Source organism: Halomonas sp. M20, assembly GCF_020622265.1.
Classification (GTDB): Bacteria; Pseudomonadota; Gammaproteobacteria; order Pseudomonadales; family Halomonadaceae; genus Modicisalibacter.
Genome location: NZ_JACNMQ010000003.1, coordinates 282421 through 304358, shown reverse-complemented (window position 1 = coordinate 304358; position 21938 = coordinate 282421). Strand labels below are relative to the sequence as shown.

Annotated in this window: 19 protein-coding genes; 15 read left to right on the top strand and 4 right to left on the bottom strand. The window is 59.3% G+C overall.

The annotated features are described in order from the left end of the window. Nucleotides 1-15 precede the first annotated feature (15 nt). From rmuC to H7850_RS10275, 3 genes are all read left to right on the top strand, one after another. Complete coding sequence (gene rmuC, locus H7850_RS10285) at nucleotides 16-1350, top strand: DNA recombination protein RmuC (protein ID WP_227369438.1); 1335 nt, start codon at nucleotides 16-18, stop codon at nucleotides 1348-1350. A gap of 54 nt (nucleotides 1351-1404) precedes the next feature. Further along, nucleotides 1405-2370: a GlxA family transcriptional regulator gene (locus H7850_RS10280; protein ID WP_227369437.1), complete on the top strand. Its 966-nt coding sequence runs from the start codon at nucleotides 1405-1407 to the stop codon at nucleotides 2368-2370. Between the two features lie 132 nt (nucleotides 2371-2502). Continuing rightward, entirely contained in the window at nucleotides 2503-3783 is a 1281-nt protein-coding gene (locus H7850_RS10275; protein ID WP_227369436.1) for a TauD/TfdA family dioxygenase, read from the top strand. A gap of 14 nt (nucleotides 3784-3797) precedes the next feature. On the opposite strand, the gene H7850_RS10270 is transcribed toward H7850_RS10275, so the two are convergent. Together H7850_RS10270 and H7850_RS10265 are read right to left on the bottom strand one after the other, a co-directional pair. Further along, nucleotides 3798-5864, bottom strand: coding sequence for a putative bifunctional diguanylate cyclase/phosphodiesterase (locus tag H7850_RS10270; RefSeq protein WP_227369435.1), 2067 nt, complete (start codon nucleotides 5862-5864; stop codon nucleotides 3798-3800). Nucleotides 5865-5937: 73 nt separating this feature from the next. Further along, nucleotides 5938-6951, bottom strand: coding sequence for a GlxA family transcriptional regulator (locus H7850_RS10265; RefSeq protein ID WP_227369434.1), 1014 nt, complete (start codon nucleotides 6949-6951; stop codon nucleotides 5938-5940). 113 nt (nucleotides 6952-7064) lie between these two features. Between H7850_RS10265 and H7850_RS10260 the strand changes: the two genes are divergently transcribed. The 10 genes from H7850_RS10260 (at nucleotide 7065) to H7850_RS10215 (ending at nucleotide 17262) form a co-directional block, all read left to right on the top strand. Beyond that, nucleotides 7065-8186, top strand: coding sequence for a TauD/TfdA family dioxygenase (locus H7850_RS10260; RefSeq protein WP_227369433.1), 1122 nt, complete (start codon nucleotides 7065-7067; stop codon nucleotides 8184-8186). Next, entirely contained in the window at nucleotides 8186-8770 is a 585-nt protein-coding gene (locus H7850_RS10255; protein ID WP_227369643.1) for an HD domain-containing protein, read from the top strand. Before H7850_RS10260 ends, H7850_RS10255 begins: the two co-directional genes overlap by 1 nt. 80 nt (nucleotides 8771-8850) lie before the next feature. Beyond that, on the top strand, nucleotides 8851-9774 hold the full coding sequence (locus H7850_RS10250; RefSeq protein ID WP_227369432.1) for a glycine betaine ABC transporter substrate-binding protein: 924 nt from the start codon (nucleotides 8851-8853) through the stop codon (nucleotides 9772-9774). 12 nt (nucleotides 9775-9786) lie between these two features. Continuing rightward, on the top strand, nucleotides 9787-10968 hold the full coding sequence (locus H7850_RS10245; protein WP_227369431.1) for a pyridoxal phosphate-dependent aminotransferase: 1182 nt from the start codon (nucleotides 9787-9789) through the stop codon (nucleotides 10966-10968). A 6-nt stretch (nucleotides 10969-10974) separates the two neighbouring features. Beyond that, the gene (locus H7850_RS10240) at nucleotides 10975-11757 is read left to right on the top strand and encodes an amino acid ABC transporter ATP-binding protein (protein WP_319799277.1); all 783 of its coding nucleotides are present in this window, start codon (nucleotides 10975-10977) and stop codon (nucleotides 11755-11757) included. A gap of 27 nt (nucleotides 11758-11784) precedes the next feature. Next, nucleotides 11785-12570, top strand: a complete 786-nt coding sequence (locus H7850_RS10235) for a transporter substrate-binding domain-containing protein (protein WP_227369430.1) — start codon at nucleotides 11785-11787, stop codon at nucleotides 12568-12570. Nucleotides 12571-12651: 81 nt separating this feature from the next. Beyond that, a complete protein-coding gene (locus H7850_RS10230; RefSeq protein WP_227369429.1) occupies nucleotides 12652-13362 on the top strand; it encodes an ABC transporter permease in 711 nt (236 codons plus the stop codon). A 45-nt stretch (nucleotides 13363-13407) separates the two neighbouring features. Next, the gene (locus H7850_RS10225) at nucleotides 13408-14136 is read left to right on the top strand and encodes an ABC transporter permease (RefSeq protein ID WP_227369428.1); all 729 of its coding nucleotides are present in this window, start codon (nucleotides 13408-13410) and stop codon (nucleotides 14134-14136) included. Between the two features lie 163 nt (nucleotides 14137-14299). Then, a complete protein-coding gene (locus H7850_RS10220; RefSeq protein WP_227369427.1) occupies nucleotides 14300-15805 on the top strand; it encodes an MFS transporter in 1506 nt (501 codons plus the stop codon). Nucleotides 15806-16392: 587 nt separating this feature from the next. Further along, the gene (locus H7850_RS10215; RefSeq protein WP_227369426.1) at nucleotides 16393-17262 is read left to right on the top strand and encodes a calcium-binding protein; all 870 of its coding nucleotides are present in this window, start codon (nucleotides 16393-16395) and stop codon (nucleotides 17260-17262) included. A 159-nt stretch (nucleotides 17263-17421) separates the two neighbouring features. Here the strand turns inward: H7850_RS10215 and H7850_RS10210 are convergent, their stop codons facing one another. After that, nucleotides 17422-19422, bottom strand: a complete 2001-nt coding sequence (locus tag H7850_RS10210; protein ID WP_227369425.1) for a CocE/NonD family hydrolase — start codon at nucleotides 19420-19422, stop codon at nucleotides 17422-17424. Then, nucleotides 19422-20945 (bottom strand): BCCT family transporter, encoded by a 1524-nt coding sequence (locus H7850_RS10205; RefSeq protein ID WP_227369424.1) that lies wholly within the window; start codon nucleotides 20943-20945, stop codon nucleotides 19422-19424. The genes H7850_RS10210 and H7850_RS10205 overlap by 1 nt, the downstream gene beginning before the upstream one ends. Before the next feature lie 120 nt (nucleotides 20946-21065). Here H7850_RS10205 and H7850_RS10200 point away from each other — a divergent pair, with 120 nt between their 5' ends. Then, nucleotides 21066-21689 (top strand): HAD family hydrolase, encoded by a 624-nt coding sequence (locus H7850_RS10200; protein ID WP_227369423.1) that lies wholly within the window; start codon nucleotides 21066-21068, stop codon nucleotides 21687-21689. After that, nucleotides 21686-21910, top strand: a complete 225-nt coding sequence (locus H7850_RS10195) for an amphi-Trp domain-containing protein (RefSeq protein ID WP_227369422.1) — start codon at nucleotides 21686-21688, stop codon at nucleotides 21908-21910. The genes H7850_RS10200 and H7850_RS10195 overlap by 4 nt, the downstream gene beginning before the upstream one ends. The last annotated feature ends 28 nt before the right edge of the window (nucleotides 21911-21938 follow it).

The window sequence follows — 21938 nt, the reverse complement described above, 5'->3', positions numbered from 1 at the left end:
CCTGAGAATTACCCCATGCCGACCGATTCCCTCTATCTGGCGCTCTACTTATTTGCTGCCCTACTGGCAGGCGTTCTGTTGACCTTTCTGATCCTGCGCAGCAAATGGATCGTCAGTCAGCAGGCGGCCCAGCACTATCACCAGCGTCTGCAACAAAGTGAGCAGGAACTTGCCCAGACCCGGGAGCGGCTCGATCACACTTCGCAAGCATTACAGGATGAACGCCTAGCCAATACACGCATGTCGATCACCCTCGAACAGAAACAGCGCCATTTCGATGAGCAGCTCGCTTTTGTCGACACCAGCCGAGAACAGCTCAAGGAGGAGTTCGAGAATCTGGCCAACGAGGTGCTCGAGCGCAAGGGCAAGAGCTTCAGCGAATTCTCGGAGAGAAACCTGACCAACCTGCTTCAGCCCATGCATGCTGAGATGAAAGGGTTTAGGGAGCGGATCGAGAATCTGCATCATCAGGACACTCGGCAGCAGGAAGCGCTGCGCACGGAGCTCAGAAACCTGCAAAGCCTCAACCGGGAGATTACCGATCAGGCCCAGCGTCTGACCGAGGCACTTCAAGGGCAGAAGAAGATTCAGGGCAACTGGGGCGAACTCATGCTGGAGAACGTGCTGGATGGTTCCGGGCTGCGACGAGGCACGGATTACAAGCGGGAAGTCAGCTTCACCACCGAGGAAGGACGCCGCCGCCCGGACGCCATCGTCTATCTGCCCCAAAACAAGCATCTGATCATCGATGCCAAGACGTCGCTTTCCGCCTACGTGCGCTACGTCAACAGCGATGAGGACATTGAGCGTACCCAGGCCTTGGCAGAACACAGCCGGGCGGTCAGCGATCGCATAAACGAGTTGGCGGATAAGCACTACTACGACCTGCCCGGGCTCAACTCCCCGGAGGTGGTGATCATGTTCATTCCCGTGGAGTCCGCCTACGTCGAGGCGCTGAAGTTCGACGACACGCTTTATCAGCGCGCCATCGAGAACAACGTGCTGGTCACCACGCCCACGACGCTACTGACGAGCCTCAATATCGTGCGCCAGCTCTGGCGCTTCGAGGATCAAAGCAAGCACAGCGCCGAACTCGCCAATCGCGCCGAGCGCTTCTACAACAAGCTGCGGGTATTCCTGGAGAGCATGCAGGATGTCGGCAAACGTTTGGATGGCGCGAGAATGAGCTATGACCAGGCGCTTGGCCAGCTCACCGGCGGCAAGGGCAATTTGATCAAGCAGGCGAGTGAGTTTCGTGAACTCGGCGTATCGGTCAAGAAGGAACTACCGGAGGAGCTGGTGGAGAAGGCGCGGCTCGAACTGGCGCCATCTTCTTCAGATTCTTCTTAGATTAGGATAGGGGGTTGCGTCGCTTTACAACATTGATTATCGCGAGACACCTGCATGCGCCTGGACTATCAAGGGCCTTGGCCCGAGCCCATCGGGTTCCTATTGCTGCCCCGCTTTTCGATGATGGCGTTCTTCTCCGCGGTGGAGCCACTGCGCATCGCCAATCGCATTGCGGGCAAGGAGGTCTTTTGCTGGCATGTGATCAGCCAGGATGGCCAGCCCATCAGCGCCAGCAATGGCATGACCCTGCTAGCGGATACGTCCTTGGACTCGGCTCCGCCGTTAGCCAGTCTGGCAGTGGTGGCCAGCTTCGAGCCGGAAGCGACCCTGTCCCGCGAGCTAATTCGCTGGCTCAACCGGTTGGCGCAACGCGGCTGTGTATTGGGGGGTATCGATACCGGCAGCTTCATTCTGGCTCGCGCAGGGTTACTTGAAAGGCAGCGTGTGACAATGCACTGGGAAAGCCTGCCGACGTTTCGCGAACGTTTCCCCGAGATCGACGCCACTGAATCACTTTACGAAATAAGCACTGAGCGCTTTTCCTGTGCCGGCGGTGCTGCCGCCATGGACATGGCTTTGGCGATGATTACGCGGCGTCATGGCGACGAGCTTGCCAACGCGGTCTCGGAACAGTTGATTCATGCCCGCATGCGCACCCAGCATGACCATCAGCGCCTGACCCTGACCCGCCGGCTGGGCACTCATCGCCATGCTCTGATCGAGGCGGTAGCGTTGATGGAGCAGCATATCGAGATGCCGTTATCCGTCGGCGATATCGCCGAGAGAGTGGGTATTTCGCTGCGCCAACTGCAACGGCTGTTCGAGCAGGAACTGACCGCAAGCCCTCGCGATCACTATCTTGCGCTGCGTCTCGGCCGTGGGCGTCAGCTTCTAAAGGAAACCGATCACGATATTCTGAGTATCAGCCTAGCCTGTGGCTTTACCTCGCCTTCGAGTTTCTCCCGAGCCTATAAAGGACGCTACAGCCTCAGCCCCCGCTCGGATCGGCATCCCGACTGAATCGTTCATGACGCCCCAGGCACTACCCTTCATGACATGGCGAGTCATGCTAATAAGCCGTCGTGTTATGTCATGTCGATGAAGACCCAGACGGGCATGCTAACGTAAAATGTTCCCAAGGCAACCATGATCATGACCAGCACAGCGACCGATTATCGCCTTCCCCTCACACCGGATTACGACGCCTGGCCCATTGAGGTATGGCCTGCCCGGGTCAGCCACGATGAACGCGTGCTTGAACTGCATTGGCAGGATGGACGAGTCAGCCACTATCACAGCGTCTGGCTGCGCGAGAATGCCGCCGACGAGAGCACCGTCAATCCCGCCACCCGGGAGCGTATCCTCGATCTTTCGAGTCTCGGCGGATGGCCGACGATCAGCGCGGCGAGGCTGGACGATCACGGCGCCTTGAGCGTCACCTTTGCCCCAGAAAATCGCACCCTGCATTTTCACCCAGGCTGGCTGCGGGCGAATGACTACTCCAACCTCGAGCAACCAGACGCGCCGCTGGTGCCGGTGACCACCTGGACCGGCAAGGACATGGCGGAACCTATCAGCCTGGACGCCAGCGGTTGGCTCTCTCATACAGATACCCATACGAAAGACGACCCACAGTTCGAGGCGCTGCTTGAAAGCGCCCTGAAAGCGGTGCTCGGTCACGGGCTGGTGCGCCTGCGCAACCTGCCTACGGAGCCCGGCACCCTGGCGCGCATCGCCGAGCGCATAGGCCCCATGCGGGATACCAACTTCGGCACCCTGTTCGACGTCAAGGCTAAACCAGACCCGGACTCCAACGCCTACACTTCCATCGCCCTGCCCTTTCACGTGGATCTGCCCACCCGGGAATATCAACCGGGGCTGCAGTTCCTGCACTGCCTGGAAAACAGCGTCGAAGGCGGTCAGGCGGTAATGGCGGACGGCTTCGCCATTGCCGAGACGCTGCGCGATGAGCATCCCGAGGCTTTCGCGACCTTGACTCGTGTTCATTGGTGCTACGCCAACACCGCCAAGGTGACGGATTACGTCTGGTTCGATCCGATGATCAAGCTCGATGATCGAGGGCGCCTGGTTGAGGTACGCATCGCCGACTTCCTGCGCGGCCCATTGATGGCACCGTTTGATGACATCGAACCGGCTTATGACGCCTTGATGCAGCTGCAGCGCATGCTCAAGGAGCCGCGTTTCGCCCAGCGCTTCACCTATCACCCCGGCGATCTGGTGATCTTCGACAACCGTCGCCTGCTACACGCCCGGGACGCCTTCGAGGGCAGTTCAGGCCGCCGTTGGCTGCAGGGCTGCTACATGGAGCGCGATGAGATCCGTTCCCGGCTGCGCATGTTGTGGCGAGCCGAACGCCAACGGCGGGTCGAGGCGTTCGATCAGTCACATCAGGAGGCTGTGGTCGAGCAGTAAAGGATACGATGCCTTCAGGCTCGCTCTCTCAGCGTTTGCAGTAGGGCCTGGAAAGCATCGGCAGACAGTGGTCTGCCAAGCAGATAGCCTTGCATCTCGTCACACATCAAGGACTTCAGCTTGTCGCGCTGCGACGGCGTTTCGACGCCTTCGGCCACTACACCCATATCAAGTGAGTGGGCCAGGGCTATGATCGCCGAGACGATGGCGCTGCCTTCCTGGGCATGGGTATCCAAGCCATTGGTGAAAAAGCGATCGATCTTCAACTGCTTGACCCGGAAGCGCTGCAGGTAAGCAAGGCTGGAATAGCCGGTGCCGAAGTCGTCGATCGCAATCTCGAAACCGTTTGCCTGGAATTCACGGATCATTTCGATGGTCCGCGTTGCATTCTGCATTGCTACCGTCTCGGTAATCTCGAACATCAACTGATCGCAATCGACGCCTTCCGCGTGGACGATGGCGAGGATCTTGGTGACGAGATCCGGCTCCGCCAATTGCCGGGGCGAGAGATTGACGGCCACCCGCACCGCCTGCCGGCCATCGCGCTGCCAGCGCCGGATCTGGCGACAGGTTTCGCTTACCACCCAGTAGCCGATCTGGACGATCTGCCCGTAGCGCTCGGCGATCGGGATGAATTCCCCCGGCATGAGCGGGCCCAGTTCGGGGTGATCGAGACGCAGCAACGCCTCGGCCCCCGAGAGCTCACCGCTGGCACTGTGGAACTTGGGCTGGAAATGCAGTAGGAAATAGCCGTTGTTCAGCGCCTCGAGCAGCGCCTGGTGAATCGTCAGGATGCGCGAGGCCTTCTCGTTCATGCTCGCTTCGTAAAAGCAATAGGTGCTCTTGCCATGCTTGGCCTCGTACATGGCCGCATCGGCATTCTTGAGCAGCGTATCGACGCTCTTGCCGTCCTGAGGGAACAGGGCAATGCCGATGCTGGGCATGACCTGCAGGGGTTGATCATCATTCCAGAATCCTTTACGCATCCGTTCGAGGACGCTCTTGGCCATGCGGCTGGCATCGTCCGGCGAGGCAATGTTCTCGAGCACTACCACGAACTCGTCGCCACCGAGGCGAGCCACGGTATCGTCGTTGCGTACGCAGTAAAGCAGTCGTCGTGCGAAAGATTTCAAGACCTCATCGCCCACAGTATGACCGAGCGAATCGTTGATGGTCTTGAAGCCATCGATATCCATGAACAGGACTGCGAACAGGCTGTGCCGGCGTCTCGAATGCTCGATAGCCCGCTCGATACGCTCTGTCAAAGTATGTCGGTTCGGCAGTTCGGTCAGGGTGTCGAAAGTCGCCATATGGACGATCTGGCCATTCAACTGAGACACCGAGCCGGCCAGGTGACTGTTCCTGGTATCGAAGCGCGACAGGATCAGTGTTACGGCCAAGATGGCAAAGGTGAACAGGGTAACCGTAGTGGCGAGCCAATGGGAGTCGATGCTACTGGCCGCGCCGCTGACCATTCCCTGAGGAAAGCGGGCCGCGGCCATTCCAGTATAATGCATGCCGCAGATCGCAATGCCCATCACGCAGGCGGCGATGACGCGCTTGATGAAGACACGGTAATGGTCGGAGACGCTGAGCGTGTGTGCGATCCAGAGAGCGGCACCGGAGGCGGCGATGGCGATGGCGATGGAAGTAGCAAAGAGCCCCGGTTCGTATTCAATGGCGGGTTGCATCTGCATGGCAGCCATACCGGTATAGTGCATGCTGGCGATGCCGAGGCCCATCGATATACCGCCCACAACGAGGCGATAAATACCTAGTTTCGCACGCGTGACGACATGTAGCGCGAACCAGGAGACGACAATGGCAATGACCAGTGAATAGCCAGTAATCACCAGGTCATAGCCCATCGCCATCGGCAGTGAAAACGCCAGCATGCCGATGAAGTGCATAGACCAGATACCTAGCCCCATGGCCACGGCACCACCTGCAAACCATAGATGGCGCAGTCTGGAGCGCTTGAGCAAAGCGATACGACCCGACAGATCAAGGGCAGTATAAGATGCCAGCGATGCGACTACCAGCGACAGGGCGACCAACCAGAAATTATAGGTACCGCTCATATTGGCTCCGGACAAGTAATCTTTACGAAAGAAAAGTATCGACGGCTTCAGGCTTTTCTTTAGCAACATCGGCTCAAATAGCACCCCGCTCCGCGGTCTCACTGGGACGCTCGCCGAAGCGCATCTGATACGCCCGGGAAAAATGCGCCAGATGGGTAAACCCCGTGGCCAGCGCTGCCTCGGTGATTCGGCAACGGCTGTCGGTGAGGATGCGCCGGGCTTGATCCAGGCGCATACCCAGGTAGCACTGTTTGGGGGTCTCATTGAAGTGCGCCTGGAATTGGCGGGATAGCTGGCGCTGGGACTGCCCCACCAGCCGACAGATTTCCGGTATCGGCAATACCTGGCCCAGGTGCGCCTCCATGATGGCTAGGGCGTTGGCCACCGTGCGCGGCAAATGCCTTAGCTGCCGTTGAGCCTGATGTTCACGCAACTCGCCTTCGGAAAAGCGCTGGTGCACCAGTTGGCGACTGACCGCCTCCGCCAACGCTGGCCCATAACCCTGCTCGATCCATTGCAGCATCATATCGATGCCCGTCGCGCCGCCGGAACCGGTCAAACACTGGGGAGTGAATTCGAAGCGTGACCGGCTGACTACAAGATGCGGAAACTCCTCCTGGAACGCCGGGATACTCTCCCAATGCAAGGCCACCGGCTGACGTTCCAGTACCCCGGCCCGGGCCAGAATGAAGGGCGCCGTATCCAGCCCCCCGACCTTGCCACCAAACGCCGCGACCTGGCGCAGCATGGCGCGATCGCCGGCAGTCACCGTTGCTTCGGCCTCGTAAGAAGAGATCGCCATCAGCAGTTCGCACGCCTTGAGCTCTTCGAGCCGGCCATCCACATCAGTACGTACGCCATTACTGGCCACCACCGGCTCACCGGTACTCGATAGCAAACGCCAGGCGAACAGTGCGCGACCGAAACGATTGGCGACCCGCAGCGGCTCCAGCAGGCAAACGAGAGACAGCATCGAGAACTTGGGCAGCAGCCAGACATCAATGGTGTGTTCGGCCTCTTCCGGCCGCAGCACCGGTGGAATGTCCGGATGCGGATAGGGCCAAATTGTCGAGAAAGGTTCATTCATGGCAAATAACTGCAATCATATGGCCAAAAAAATCAAACTCGATTGCAATTATGGCACTAAGTTAAAGCCAATGCCGTCATCCATCACCCAAATGCCGTGGAGAATCGCGAACCATGACCACCGCCGACATCACGCTGGATGCCCAAGGCCGTCGTCTAGTCCTGCGCGATCAAGACCGGGAGCGCTGCTTCGCCGCCTTGTGGTTGCGGGAGCGCGCCCCGGATACCGAGACGCTGGATGCCCAGACCGGTCAGCGCCTGATCGAGGCCGCTCAGCTACCTCTCGACCTGACCATCGAAGAAGCCAAGGTCGAGGGTGAAACACTCCGCCTGCAGTTCAGCGACGCACATCGCACGGCCTTTCCTTTAGCGGCGCTTCGCGAGACAGGTGATGTCAGCAAGCGCGACATACCCGACGACCTGATTCTCTGGGATGCAGGGCTTGCCACGCTGCCAGAGGCAGACTTCGATGTTGCGCTGCAAAGCGACGAGCGGCTGCTGGCGATGCTGGAGGATCTGCGCCGCTACGGCTTCGTGCGGGTGCGCGGTGTGCCTAATGATGAAGACGGCATGCAGGCGCTGATCGATCGCATCGGCCCGCTGCGGCGCACCAACTGGGGCGGCATCGCCGACGTCAAATCCGTGCCTCAAGCCTATGACCTGACCATGACCCAGCGCGGCCTGGAACCGCATACCGACAACCCCTATCGCGACCCCATCCCTGGCTATATCTGGCTGCATTGCTTGACCAACGCTGCGGAGGGTGGTGACAGCACCCTGGTGGACGGCTTCATGGCGGCCCGGCGGCTGCGAGAAGAGTCTCCGGAGCACTTCGACTGCCTGAGCCAGCTCGCCACGGAGTTCGTGTACACCGATGACACAACCCATCTGGAAAGCGAAGGGCCGCTGATTGAGCTCGACAGCCAAGGTCAGCTACGCCGGGTGCGCTTTTCCAATCGTACCGAGCGCATTCCCGCCCACAATCCGGCCACCCTGGAGCACTACTACGCCGCCCGGCAGCGCTTCTACGAGCTGATCACCTCCGATGAACTGACCGTGCATCTCAAGCTCGACCAGGGTGAAATGCTGATCTTGGACAACTACCGCTTGTTCCACGGTCGCACCGCCTTTCAACTGGAAGGCGGCATACGCCATATGCGCCAGGGTTACGTGGACCGGGATAGCACCGCCAGCCGTCGCCGCGTTCTACAGACACAACTAAGGGAGGGCGCATGATGAACCAGGCAACCTTCAAGCGCTTCGACGAAAGCCGCGCCGAGGATTGGCAGATCATCGACAAGCACTTCCAAGCGTATCAGAACGACGCCAGCCGCCGGGTGCTCGAACACCTGTTACATCTCAAGGGCGATAATCACGGCTACCCGGTGGACCGCTTCGAGCACAGCCTGCAGACCGCCACCCGGGCGCTGCGCGACAGCGCCGACGAGGAAACCGTGGTCTGCGCCCTGCTGCATGATATCGGCGACGACCTGGCGCCGGCCAATCATGCGGAAATCGCCGCGGGGATTCTCGAGCCCTTCATCGACCCGCTCAACACCTGGATGATTCGCCACCACGAGCTGTTCCAAGGCTACCATTATCGCCACTTCTACGGCCTCGACCCCAAGGCCCGGGAGCAATATCGCGACCACACGGCCTATGCCCGCACCGTGCGCTTCTGCGACGACTGGGATCAGTGCGCCTTCGATCCGGACTACGACACCTTGCCTCTCGAGCACTTCGTGCCCATGGTGGAGCGCATCATGAGTCGCGCCCCGTTCGGTGCCGAGCAAACACCTGAGGTAGCCGCCAAGAACTGATTTCTGTTTTTCTACTTGCCCGCCGGGAGGCGGCAGAGCGCTACTCAACCAGCGCCTTACACAATAATGAGGGCAACCCTATGACACTACGCAAGACATTGTTTATTGCCAGTTTGACGCTACTTCCCCTCACCGTTCAGGCCGCCGATGAAGCGGATACGGTCAACTTCGTGGTGCCTCCTTGGCCCGGGGTAACGGTCAAGACCGAAATCGTCGCAAAGCTCATCGACGATCTGGGCTACCGGGCCAACCGTATCGACATGAGCAGCACCGTGGGCTACAGCACCCTGCAATCCGGCGATACCGACGTCTTTCTCGGGGGTTGGCTGCCTGCCCAGCAGAAGATTTATGACGCCGCCATACAGTCCGATGCCATCGTCGATCTGGGCAACAACGTCGAGGGTGCGCGCATGGGATTCGCGGTGCCGGGTTATGTGCATGATGCGGGCATCACCAGCGCCGCCCAACTGAATGATCCGGAAAATCGCAAGCGCTTCGATGGCGAGTTCTACTCTATCGAAAGCGGCTCCACCGTCAGCGAATCCATCAACGACGCCGTGAATGCGGATGTCTACGGCCTGGGCGACTGGAACATCCGCGAATCCTCTACTGCGGGCATGCTGGCGGAGGTCGATGCCGCCGCCCGGGATGAGCGTTGGATCGTCTTCTACGGTTGGACACCGCACTGGATGGCGCCCAAGTACGACATGGCCATTCTCGACGACCCGGAAAGCGTCTACGGTAAGGAGAACGGCAAAAGCGATATCCGCACCATCGTTCGGCGTGATTTCAGCGAAGCCAATCCCAATCTGACCAAGCTGCTGGATCAAGTCGTGTTCAGCGCGGAGGAACAAAGCCGGTTCATCGACGAGTTCAGTCAACAGGAAAAGAATCTGGAAGACGTCGCCGAGGCCTGGATCGAGGATCATCCGGATCAGATCAGGGCGTTTCTAGAGGGAGTGACGAGGCGGGATGGACAACCAGCCCAGGACGCTATCCAGTAAAAAGGAGCCATCATGCATTACTCTGACCTGACGAATCGCATCGCCGGTGAAGGCGCAGCCGCCTGGGATATTCACTATCACGCCATGGAGCGCAAGGCCCGGGGCGAGGATATCATCGTGCTCTCCATCGGCGATCCGGACTTCGTCACGCCCCAGCCCATCATAGACAGCGCCGTGACGAGCTTGCAGGCCGGCGCGACCCACTACGCCGACGTTCAGGGCAAGCTGCGCCTGCGGGAACTGATTGCCGCCCAACATCGCCAGCGCGGCGGCAGCGCCACGGCGGATAACGTCGCTGTGCTGGCCGGCGCCCAGTGCGGGCTTTACGCCGTCGCTCAGTGTCTGCTCGACCCTGGCGACGAGGTGATCGTCTTCGAGCCCATGTACGTCACCTATGAAGCCGCTTTGCAAGCCGCTGGCGCCACTCTGGTGCGGGTATCGCTGCACGCGGACGAGGATTTCCTGCCCCGGGCATCGGATATCGAGGCGGCCGTCACACCACGCACCAAGGCCATGCTGGTCAACAGCCCGCACAACCCCACCGGCCAGGTACTGAGCCGAGAACACTGGCAGGCCATCGCCGATGCGTGTCAGCGTCATGACCTGTGGCTGATCTCCGATGAAGTCTACGGCGAGCTTGTCTTCGAGAACGAACATATCTCCCCTGCCACCCTCCCTGGCATGTCGGAACGCACCGCGGTGGTGGACAGCCTGTCGAAATCCCATGCCATGACCGGCTGGCGACTGGGCTGGGTGATCGGTCCCGAGAAGCTGATCGAGCACCTGACCAATCTGGCGCTATGCATGCTCTATGGCTGCCCGGATTTTATCCAGGACGCTGCTTGTCACGCCCTGGAGCATCCGCCGCAAGAACTCGCGCAGATGCGCGAGACCTATCGGCAGCGCCGGGATGTGGTTCTGGCGACCCTGGCCGACAGCGAGGTACTTGAGGTGCTCACACCCAAGGCCGGCATGTTCATGATGGTGGATATTCGCCGTACCGGTTTATCCACCCAGGCCTTCGCCGACCGCCTGCTGGCGGAGCAGAATGTATCCGTGCTATCCGGCGAGGCCTTCGGCCCCTCGGCGGCGGGCTTCGTGCGCCTGAGTCTGACGGTGGAAGCGGAACTATTGGGCGAGGCCTGCAAACGGATCGAACGCTGTGCCGAGCAATGCCTGACAACAACAGCTTGAGTGCCTATGAATACAACAACAACGTCTGCCCCAATGATCGATGCTCGTCATCTGGTCAAATGCTTTGGAGAACTCGAGGTCCTCAAGGATGTCTCCCTTAGTGTCGCTGAAGGCCAGGTGGTCTCGATCATTGGCTCGAGTGGTTCCGGCAAGAGCACGCTACTGCGTTGCATGAACCTGCTCGAGCGTCCCAATAAAGGTGAACTAACCATCGCCGATGAGGACATTCACTTCACTCATGACGCCGAGGGCAACATCACCGGTCTGGATCGCCGCCAAATCCATCGCCTGCGCGCCAAGGTCACCATGGTGTTCCAGCAGTTCAATCTTTGGCCGCATCTGACCGTGCTGGGCAATGTCATTGAGGCGCCGTTGCGGGTACGCGGCTTGAGCCGGCGTAAGGCGGTCAAGCTCGGTGAGCATTATCTGGCCAAGGTAGGTCTTTCCGACAAGCGCGACCAATACCCAGCCTATCTTTCTGGCGGCCAGCAACAGCGGGTTGCCATTGCCCGAGCACTGGCCATGGAGCCTCGGGTGCTATTGTTCGACGAGCCCACGTCAGCTCTGGACCCAGAATTGGTAAGCGAAGTGTTGGGTGTGATACGCGATCTCGCCGCCGAGGGGCGCACCATGCTGATGGTGACCCATGAAATGAGCTTTGCCCGGGAAGTCTCCCATCAGGTGGTGTTCCTGCATGAAGGGGAAATTGCCGAAGCCGGCACGCCACAACAGGTCTTCGAACGAGCGAGCAACGCACGCTGCCGGCAGTTTCTGTCCAGCGTGGCATAGAAAGAAAACAACAAACGAGGATAGCTGATGAAAACGACTCTGATGAAGCACACCTTGGTCATGGCGGCTGGACTCGCCGCTTTGGCCCTAAGCACCGCCAGCCTGGCCCAGGAGCCGCTGAAGATCGGCATTGCAGCGGAACCCTACCCCCCTTTTAGCTACAAGAGCGCCAATGGCGACTGGACCGGCTTCGAGGTCGAGCTCGGCCAAGCGTTGTGTGAGGAAATGCAGGTGCAGTGCGAGGTCACCCCGACCGGCTGGAGCGGGATTTTTCCGGCACTGAACTCCGGCAAGATCGACATGATCATGAACTCCCTGTCGATCACCGATAAACGCAAGCGGGTCATCGACTTCACCGATCCCTACTACTACACCCCGGCGGCCTATGTGGCAGCCAAGGACGCCGACTTCGAGATTCCCGAAGGGCTGGACGGCAAGATTCTCGGCGTGCAGGGCGCCACCACAAACGCCACTTATGCGCGGCGGGAACTGCGCGACAGCGGCGTCGAGCTCAAGATCTACGACCAGCAGGAGCAGGTCAACCGCGATCTGCTGGCCAGGCGTATCGATGTCATGCTCGCCGACAAGATCGTCATGACCGCCTTTGTCGAGCGGGACGAAGCCCAGGAGTACGCCATCATTGCCACGGCGCCCAAGCATGAAGCCTTTGGTGAAGGTATCGGCATCGGGCTGCGCAAAAACGATGACGAGCTCGAAAGCAAGCTCAACGACGCCATCGCCGCAGTGGTGGAAAACGGCAGGTGCAGCGAGCTTTCGCAGCAGTATTTCGGAACGGATATCTGCGGCGGCTGATCGCCTTTCCTAGCTCATCGCTTCTTCCGCCAGGGTAAAGCCTTGGCGGAAGATCCTGCTCATTCGATAAAGAATCTCACCATGGAAAACTATCAGAACGAAGGACTCCAGGAGTGGGCCGGGCCGATCCTGGAAGGGGCACTCGTGACGATAGAGATCGCCCTACTGGCCTATGCCATCGGCCTGGCGCTCGGGCTGATCGGCGCCAGCGCTAGATTGAGCGGCTGGGGACCATTACAGGCCCTGGCCACCGCCTACTCCACCCTTGTACGTGCCATCCCCGAGCTGTTGCTGATCATCCTGCTGTACTACGCCGGCACCCAGGCACTCAATGCGGGGCTCGGTGCGCTGGGCTTCGAAAGCGCCATGCAGATCAGCGGCTTCGTCACTGCCGTGGGGGTGCTGGCCTTCGTTCAGTGCGCCTACATGACCGAGGTGTTTCGCGGCGCCATTCTGGCCATTCCTCGCGGCCAGCTCGAAGCCGCGGATGCCTATGGTTTCTCGCGCTGGACCCGGTTTCATCGTTTCGTGATTCCCGGCATGTTGCCTAATGCCCTGCCCGGCATGTCCAACCTGTGGCTGATCCTGGTCAAGGATACGGCGTTGATCAGCGTGATCGGTTTCGAGGAGTTGTTCTTCACCGCCCAGCAAGCGGCGGCGAGCACCCGCTCCTACTTCCTGTTCTACAGCGTCGCGGGAGCGCTCTATCTGGTCATGACACTGGGCTCCAACGCGCTTTTCGGCTGGGCGGAGCGCGTCGTTCGGCGTGGCCAGCTTTCAGACAACGCCTAGGCACTGCTGAAAGAGGTCTAAGCCAACTTCCAAGAGAACAACACCATGGATTTTTCCTGGATCTTCGATCCTTTCTATCAAGAATATCTCTGGACGGGTTTCGTCAACACGCTGCTGCTGGTGGCGGTGTCCGGCATCCTGGGGCTGATACTGGCGGTCATCATCGCCCTGGTCCAGATCACCGCGCCCAAGCCGATTGCCATGCTGGTACGCGGCTTCACCACGGTGATCCGCGGCACGCCGCTACTGGTGCAGCTGTTCTTCTTTTATGATGGCGTGGGGCGCCTACTGCCGGAGATTCCCGGCATTCAGGAAAGCATCATCTGGCCGCTGCTGCGCGATCCGTTCTTCTACGGCGCGCTGACCTTCACCATCAGCGTGGGCGCCTATTCCGGCGAGGTGCTTCGCGGCGCCATGCTCAGCGTGCCCAGCGGCGAACTGGCCGCGGGCCGGGCCTTCGGGCTGTCACGCTGGCAGGTGCTCTATCGTCTATGGCTGCCGCGGGCCGTGCAGCTCTGTCTGCCCACGCTCACCGGTGAGATGATCCTGCTGCTCAAGTCCGTGCCGCTGGTATCCACCATCGCCGTCATGGATCTGCTCAAGGCCGCCAACCTGGTGCGCGACGAGACCTTCCTGGTCTATGAGCCCTTGCTGTTGATCGCGGGAATCTACATTGCCCTGACGGTGGTACTGACCATCGCCATGCGCCTCATCGAGCGCAACTTCCCCGGTGCACAGCCTGCCAAGATGCAGCGCCGACTATTGCCCGGCTAGTAGCACCCGCTTACAGGGCATGAAAACATTCGAGGTCACTACAGTGAGGTAAGCAAACGGGCGCGCCTTCATTCTTGGCAGGGATGGTGTCACTCTTGTAGGCGAATTCGTCTGCTCTCGGCGCTATTCATACTTACCCCCCAGGAAGCGGAGACAAGATCCGGTGCAAAGTCGGTCTGATTCAAGGAAGATAAGCGACGAGTCGATCGATGATTCGACGCGCTGGCGCATCCTAGCGGTGCTGCTGGCAGCCATCGCTATGTCGCTGATCAACGTCAGCATCGTCAATGTCGCCCTGCCTTCCATTCAGCAGGGGCTGGGGGCTTCCCAGTCCGATCTGCAGTGGGTGCTGTCGGGCTATGCGTTGACCTTCGGCGTGGTGCTGGTAGCCGCCGGTCGCGCTGGGGATCTCCTGGGACGAGGTGGCATCTTCGTTGTCGGTGTGGCGGTATTCACGGCAGCTTCAATTGCCTCGGGCCTGGCCCCAGATGCCGACTGGCTCAATATCGCCCGATTCGTGCAGGGCGTCGGCTCGGGGCTGCTGAGCCCTCAGGGCGTGGGCATGATCCAGCAGTATTTTCGCGGGTCGGAGCGTGGCAGAGCGTTCGGCTATTTTGGCACCGCGGTCGGCCTGTCGGTTGGCATCGGTCCGGTGCTGGGCGGCCTGCTGATCGAACTTGGTGGTGCCGATCTCGGCTGGCGCCTGACGTTTCTGGTCAACGTGCCCATTGGTATCGCCGCCATCGTCATGGCGCTTGCCTGGTTCCCGAAACCGCTGTTCAGTCATGGGCCAGAAGAGTCGACGAACACCCCCCGCGGGGTGCTGCATACATTCCGCTCCCTGGACCCGGTTGGAGCCGTACTGCTAGCGCTTGCGGTGCTCGCCGTGCTGTTCCCGTTCATGGAGTCCCAGTCGTCGCCTCTCACCTGGCTGCTGCTCCCGCTAGGCGTGACCCTCGTCGCGCTCTGGGTTGGCTGGGAACGACGCTATGCTCGCCTAGGTCGCAGTCCGATGGTGGATCTGAGCATATTCTCCACCCGCAGCTTCACCAACGGCGCTCTCATCATGACCCTGTACTTTACCGGGATGACCAGCATCTGGGTGCTGGTGGCACTGTATCTGCAGCAGGGCCTAGGTGAATCCGCCCTCGCAACCGGTCTCATCAGCACGCCAGCCGCCTTCATCTCGGCCTATGCAGCCAGCTGGGCCGGTCGGCGGGTGATGACCTATGGGCGCAAGATGGTTATCTGTGGCCTGCTTCTCGCCCTCACCGGCCTTGCTGCGAGTATCGCCGTCGTGCTGCTGCATGCAGGCGGCTATCTGAGCATCTGGTGGCTGCTGCTCTCCCTGGCACTGATCGGCACGGCTCAGGGTGCCGTGATCAGCCCCAACCAGGCGCTGACCCTGGCGGAGGTTCCCCTGCAGTACGCGGGAAGCTCTGGCGCCATCATGCAGACCGGCCAACGCATCGGCACCTCCATCGGCATCGCCGTCATCACCGCGGCGGTCTTTGCCGCGCTTGGCGTGACCTCCTCCTGGCCGGTAGCCGTAGCCCTCGGGTTCGGCCTGATCATCGTCGTCGTCCTTGGCGCCCTCGGGGTTGCGCTCAAGGATCTGCGAGACCGGAAGAACAGCCCTCACCGTCATCCGCTGCACGTTGAGAGATAGACGCTGACAAAATGCTACAAATACCAGTTATTGATATATTTGTTTTTTGCAAAGCACAACGATTCTCGTTGTGAAAACTACTACCGAGACCGGTACAGTCATCGGCACGGCGTTAAACACAACCTTAGCAGACACAGCGATTATTCAAGGAGCGGAGCATGGCAATTCAGAATCAGGGCAGCGAATTGATCAACTGCACCGATGAAGGCAAAGTCATCTGAGCGGACAGGCCTGCCATCATCAACGTCGAGCTAGAAAGATATGAGAATGGGTCTCTGGAAGCTAAAATCGTCGCGCCAGATCGATCACCGGGATTGTCTTCATGGCCTCAAGGGCTTGTCGCAAGAGCCGCAGAGCTACTTGCCGTGACCAGATATAAGCGACCGGATGATTACGCTCCTACCTGACAGCAGATTAGCTAAATTAGCTCACAGCACATTTTTCGCCAACAAAACACTACAAAAATCGCCTATCAATCCAAACGATGGCACCTATCATTCTGCCTGCGCTTAACGCGGCTATTGGCAACCTTGGCCATCAAGATATTGGTCCGGTTCAATCTTTAAGGCAGTGCTAAACGTGACTCAATGCATCCACACGATGCAGCCATGCTATTCATCGAAGGAAACACCATGTCCTTTATCCAGGAAGCCAGCGGTCTGACTTATGGTACCGACGAAGGTGAACTCATCTTCGGCAGCGACTCCTCCCTCGTTCGCGCAAGGGGTGGCAATGATGGGTTGCGCCTTGGCGACTACAGCGATATAGCCCATCTCGGCGATGGCAACGACGTTGCCTATAGCGGCGACGGCAGCGATGCGATTCTCGGCGAGAACGGTGACGACCTGATCCACGGCGGCGCGGGTAGCGATTGGCTGGCCGGCGGAGAAGGCAACGACATGCTCAGGGGCGGCGAAGGCAACGATCAGCTGCTGGGCGGCCCGGGCGACGACATCCTCGTGGCCATCTTCGGCGACAAGTCCGGCGACAACACCCTGTACGGCGATACCGGTAACGATATGCTCCACGGCGGTACCGGTCAGGACGTGATCTTTGGCGGCGAAGGCGACGATATCATCTTTGCCAGTGCAGACGACGACTGGCTTCACGGCGGTACCGGTGACGACCAGATCCAGGGTGAGAGCGGTGACGACATCATCTTCGGCAGCGCCGATGAGGACGGCCAGCCCACCGAAGGCAGCAGCACCAAGATTTTCTATATCGGTGACGACGGCAACGATGAGATCCATGACTTCGCTGCCGCAAACGATCAAATCATCGTCGCCACCAACATCAACGATACGGATATCGAAAGCCTTTCTGACCTGGCGGGTCGCGTCACGGATGCCGATGAAGGCACTGCGGTCGAACTGGGTGAACAGACCCAAATTATGATGATCGGAGTGGCCGCGGACGACATCAATGCCAATATGGCGGACTACTTCACTATCGCCTGAGGGCGACTTCCTATCGCTGACACAGAATAGCAAGCGAGGCCCGATGCATTAAGCGCATCGGGCTTTTTGCTCGTCGCAACTTATAATATAAATATGCTGATTATTTTATTTGCGCTTAGGGGCCAGTAACAATATCAGCCATGAAGCTTCATTGACTCACTACCAATGCCGGGGAATCGTTTTCTCCCAAGTATTGCGATAGATCTCCTCGTCTTCTTCAAAGGCCTGCAGACTGTTGACCAGATAGAAGTTCTCCGCGTCGCAGCTCATGCGACTCTGGGTATCCACATGAATGCGGATGTCCGCATCGCTCAGATCCACTTCCCAGTTGGACTCCGTCACGGCGCTCAGAGGTTCGCCCTCACGGATGCGCCAGACGTTATGATTCTTGGTGCCATAGGTAATGCCGTTGTGATCGAGCATGCGCAACCCCTCGTCGGAGAAGTCGTCGAGCAGCCATTCCCGAGTGGTCAGGGACTTGATGACGCGGCGGGTGCGACTGCCTTCACGCAGCACCGTCTTAGCCAGGGGTCTGGCGGTTTCCGCCCGGGTGAAGGGCAGTTCGGTGAATACCGGCTCGGTGGCCCGGGGCACCCGTACCTGGCTGTGACCCAGATCGACCTGGAGTTCCGCCACCGTCGTCGCCGGCCATATCTGCGGCCAGTAGGTGGGGCTCAGGCTGATTTCCAACTGATGTCCTGCCGGCAACTGATAGCCGATGACATCCAGGCCGAACTCGACGTCGAACCATTCATCCAACGGAAGTTCTTCCGGCACCGCATGGGAGTGACGATGGGTAAGATTGAACTGGCCCGCAGTAATGTAGGTCTTCTCACCCGCCGGTGACACATCCGTCAGCCGCGCATGCACGTTGCCGGTAGGCTGATTGCTTTTCAGGCGCAGCTTGACCTGCGTCTTGCCGAGAATATTGAGCGGTTGCTCCGCCGGCGAGAGCGTCAGCGACGTGGCCAGAGCGTTATCGATGGTCTGATCGTCGGGCAGATCGCCTTCCTGGCCAAAGGGACAGAACACGCCGGAATACAGGCCGTGATGCTGGCGGTTGGCGAGTGTGCGCTGCCCGGATAAGACGTCCAGCACGTCCATATGCGAGATATCCGTGGCCAACATATCCACCCACTCTCCGGGCCGATAGTCATAGGTGGTCTGAGGGGGCACGCTGTCCTGCAGGTAGACGACGAAGCTGTCTTTGTGGGGCTCGTCCGTGGCATCCGTGGCCAGCCAGCGGTCGAACCAGCTGACACACTCCTGCAGGTAGCCGATCTGCGGCCCGGGTATCGCCAGGTCGGGAAACTCGTGGGCCCAGGGGCCGATGATGGCGCGCTTGGGTACGTCGAGGTTATCCATCAGTCGGAACACCGCGTCGGTGTAGCCGTCCGCCCAGCCGCTCATGGTCAGCACCGGAATGCGGATATCGCTGAAATTCTCGCAGATCGAGCCCTGGCGCCAGTAGTCGTCCCGGGTCTGGTGCTCGAGCCAGGTCTCGACGAAAGGCGGCGTTTTTTCCAGGCGTTCCAGCCACATCTCGCGCCACTTGTCGCCGACAAAGCGTGGAAAAGGCGGGCGGGCGTTGTAGGCGAACATCGTGGAGGCCCACCACAGCATATCCGAGGCCATCAAGGTACCGCCACGATAATGAACGTCGTCCTCGTAGCGGTCGTCCGTGGAGCACAGCGTGACGATGGTCTTCAGCGCCGAATGGTTGTAGGACGCCATCTGCAGGCCGTTGAAGCCCCCCCAGGACTTACCGATCATGGCGATATTGCCGGCGGACCAGGACTGCTCGGCGATCCAGTCGAATATCTCCAGGCAGTCCTGCTGCTCCTGATGCGGGTACTCGTCCGTGATGATGCCGCCGGAATCGCCGGTGCCGCGAATGTCCACCCGCACCGCCGCATAGCCGCAGCCGGCAAAATAGGCGTGGCGAATTTCATCGCGCAGCGCGGTGAACTCGTCCTTGCGATAGGGCAAATACTCGAGGATCACGCCTCGGGCCGTGGCGAGCCCCTCGGGAAGCCACAGCTTGGCGGAGAGCACGGTGCCGTCCGCAAGCTCGATAGGCGCATGCTCGGTGACCGCGACGGCATAAGGCAGGTCCGTTCGTTCGTGAATCTTGCTGTAGTCGACGTCGAATACACCCATCATTTCTCTCCCTGTGGTCCATGGTCCTGGCGTAGCCAGCAGACAATGGAAGCAATCAGCAGCAGATAGATCAACAGTACCGGCACCGCGACGATGACCGTGGAGGACTGCACCACCTTCAAGCCACCGATCAGCAGCAGGGAAATCGCCAGCACTGCCATGAGCACGCCCCAGGTGATGGTGTGCCAGGTAGCCGGCTCTTCGCCATCCTCTTCGCCGATGGAGGCGGTAGAAGCCAGCACGAAGGACGCCGAATCAAGCGACGTGGCCAGGAAGATGAAGCCAAGGACGACGAAGAAGATCACCACGACCTTGCCCAGGGGCAGGGTGTTGAGCACATTGATGATGGTCTGGGCATCGCCGTTTTCCGCCATGCTGCCCACCACATCAAACACATCGGTCAGTTGCAGGTGCATGGCGTAGCCACCCATGACGGCAAAGTACAGCCAGCCGCCCAAGGTGCCCCAGGCGAGCATGTTGACGACGACGGACTTGATGGTACGCCCCTTGGAGATACGCGCCACGAACAGGCCGAGAAAGGGCGCGGTACAGGCAAACCAGACCCAATAGAATACCGTCCAGCTCTGGGGAAAGCCGCCCTGGCGAATCGGGTCGGTGTAAAAGCTCATGCGCAGGAAATTCTGCGCCATGCGCCCGAAGCTGTCGGTGAAATAGGAAAGCAGAAAGCTCGTGGGGCCGACGAGCAGCACGAACAGGGCCAGGGTGACCGCCAGATAGACGTTGAGGTTGCTCAGGTTGCTGATGCCCTTCTCGAGCCCCAGGGTGGCGCTGGTCAGGTAGATGACCGACCAGATCAGAATGATGATGATGCTGAGCTGGGTAGACTGCTCGATACCGAAGATATCGCCGATGCCGGCTGAGATCATCGGCACGCCGAGCCCCAGGGACGTACCCAGTCCGCCTACCAAGGACCAGATCACGAAAATATCGATGATGCGCCCCAGCCAGCCGTCCGCCGTGGCGCCCAGTACCCCCTTGCATGCCTGGGAGATCTTCAGCGACTTGTTGCCCTTGTTGTAGAGGGAATAAGCGATCACGACGGTGGGCAGGGTGTAGATGCACCAGGCGGACACGCCCCAGTGGAAGAGCCCATAGGTCAGCGCCCATTCCACCGCTGCGTCGCTCTTGGCCTCTACCTGGAATGGCGGCCCCTGAAAGTAGTACATCGGCTCGATGATGGACCAGAACATGATGCTGGTGCCCATACCGGCGCAGAAGAGCATGGCACCGTAGCTGAAGTTGCCAAAGGCTTGAGGCTCGCCGTGCCCGCCGAAGCGAATCCTCCCGTAGCGCCCGAAGGCAAACCATAGCAGCATGACGAAGATGCCAAAGGTTAAGAACTCGAAAACCCAATCCAGTCGATTGTTGATCAGGTTCAGGGCTTGGGTCATCAGGGGCGCGAGGGTTTGCTGAAAACCGGCCAGCAGCGCCGTGATTACCAGCAGTACGGCGATGGCGGGCCAGAAGACGTAGGGGTCGAGTCGTGAGCGTTTTTTATGCATCGATGATTCTCGAAGGTTATTGTTGAGAGAGTATTGAAATTGACGCTGATAATGTCAGAAATAGTAATAGAACTTAATTTACCTTTTTCTTCATCCTATTCCTGCCATAGGAGCCGCCCGGTGCTGGACCTTGCGAACTTAACCGTCGTCGCCTTCGACTTGGACGGCACCCTGATTGATTCACGCCTGGATTTTCCTGCCATTCGTCGAGAGCTTGGTTTTCCCGAAGATGTCGGCTTGCTCGAGCACATCGCCACGCTGGAAGATAACAACCAGGTTCAACATGCTCACCAGGTCATCCACCGTCATGAAATGGCCGGGGCATCAGCCGCTACCTGGATGCCCGGTGCTCAACAACTGCTCGATACACTCCATGGCGTTGGTCTTTATACCGCGATTCTCACCCGCAATACCCGTCAGGCCATGGAGCTTGCCAAGCGCAACCTGGAAATCCCCATCGATCTGACCCTGACCCGGGAAGACTGCGCACCCAAGCCCAACCCGGATGGGTTGAACAAGATTGCCGCTCATTTCAACGCTAGCGCATCACAGCTCATCTACGTGGGCGACTTTCTTTTTGACCTGCAAACTGCCAGGGCTGCCGGTGCTTTGAGCTGTCTGTATCGCTATGGTGATAATCATCGCTTCACTGAGGACGCAGATCTCGTCGTCGACCAGTTGAGCGAGCTCGCCACTCTACTGCTACAAAACAGGCAATTGCCAAACAACAAGAAGAGATCATGAACGACAAGACAGATAGAGATATCGAGAAAAGTTACCCCACCGCCGACTTCATCGCGAAGCTGCGCCGTCTTGCGGACTGCCTCGAAAAGGGGCAGCAGTTTGAAATCAGTATTGCCGGTGAAAGGATCTATGTACCTGTACGAGCGACCTACAGCATCGAGCATGAACGGGAGAAAAACGAAGAGGAGATCGAGTTTCAAATAAAATGGACGAAAGAGTAAATGGCGTAAAAATTCCGATGCCCCCGTT